General features: G+C 71.5%; 2 protein-coding genes. Both read left to right on the top strand.

The window, feature by feature from the left end; all coding sequences use genetic code 11:
* Positions 1-673: indole-3-glycerol phosphate synthase TrpC (gene trpC, locus B551_RS18310; RefSeq protein WP_023264735.1), on the top strand; the 673-nt coding region annotated here is incomplete at its 5' end.
* Positions 674-715: 42 nt separating this feature from the next.
* On the top strand, positions 716-1,298 hold a 583-nt coding region (locus B551_RS18305), incomplete at its 3' end, for a CYTH domain-containing protein (protein WP_023264734.1).

The following is a 1,298-nucleotide window of genomic DNA, read 5'->3' as shown; positions in this document are numbered from 1 at the left end:
CGGATTCGGCGCGGCGCTGCGCACCAAGATCGATGGCGGCCAGGCCGGCGTGATCGCGGAGATCAAGAAGGCGTCGCCGTCCAAGGGCGTGCTGCGCGAGCATTTCGTTCCCGAGGCGATCGCCGAGAGCTACGCCGGCCATGGCGCGGCCTGCCTGTCGGTGCTGACCGACGAACACTTCTTCCAGGGCCACGCCGACTACCTGCGCCGGGCCCGCGGCGCCTGCCCGCTGCCGGCGCTGCGCAAGGACTTCATGGTGGACCTGTACCAGGTCTACGAGGCCCGGACCTGGGGCGCCGATGCGATCCTGCTGATCGTCGCCGCGCTCGATCCCGGCCTGATGGCCGAACTCGAGGCCTGCGCGCACGAGCTTGGCATGGACGTGCTGGTCGAGGTCCACGACGGCGCCGAGCTGGAAGCGGCGCTGAGGCTGAAGACGCCGCTGGTCGGCGTCAACAACCGCAATCTGCGCACCTTCGAGGTCTCGCTGCAGAACACGCTGGACCTGCTGCCGGCGATGCCGGCGGACCGGCTGGTGGTCACCGAGTCCGGCATCCTGGGACCGGACGACGTGGCGCGGATGCGCGAGGCCAACGTCCACGCCTTCCTGGTCGGCGAAGCGTTCATGCGCGCCAAGGACCCGGGCGCCGAACTGGCCCGGCTGTTCGCCTGACATCGGCCACCGGCCGCCCGCCTCCGCACACCGACCGATCCGATGGCTCAGGAAATCGAACTGAAACTGGCCGTGCCCGATGCCGCCGCCGCGGCCGCGCTGGTGGCCTGGCTCGACGCCAACGCGCAGGCCGTCGGCGAATCGCATCTGCTGAACGTCTACTTCGACACGCCGGCCCATGAGCTGGCGCAGGCGCGCGCCGCGCTGCGGCTGCGCCGCGACGGCAAGTGCTGGCTGCAGACGCTGAAGACCGCGGGGCGCAGCCAGGCCGGGCTGGCCACGCGCAACGAATGGGAAACCGAGGTCGCCGGCGAAGCGCTGGAGCCGGCGAAGCTCGACGACGAGGCCCGCGCGCTGCTCGAGCCGCTGCTGGGCCGGTTGCGGCCCGTATTCCGCACCGATTTCGTGCGGCGGACGTGGCGGCTGCGCTGTCCGCTGATCGCCGCCGACGAGGCGCCAGGGCAAGCGCAGGCCGAAGCCGAGATCGAAGCGGCGCTGGACGCCGGCGTGATCGCCGCGGTGGCCCAGGATGGCAGCACGCTGACGTCGGCACGCGAGACCATCCACGAACTCGAACTGGAATGGCTGTCGGGCGATCCGTCCTGCGCGGCGGCGACGCTGCGCG

Origin of the sequence: Cupriavidus sp. HPC(L) (assembly GCF_000307735.3) — a bacterium.
Taxonomy (GTDB): Bacteria; Pseudomonadota; Gammaproteobacteria; order Burkholderiales; family Burkholderiaceae; genus Cupriavidus.
The sequence above is the reverse complement of the archived record's forward strand: the minus strand, read 5'-3'. Positions and strand labels throughout refer to the sequence as shown.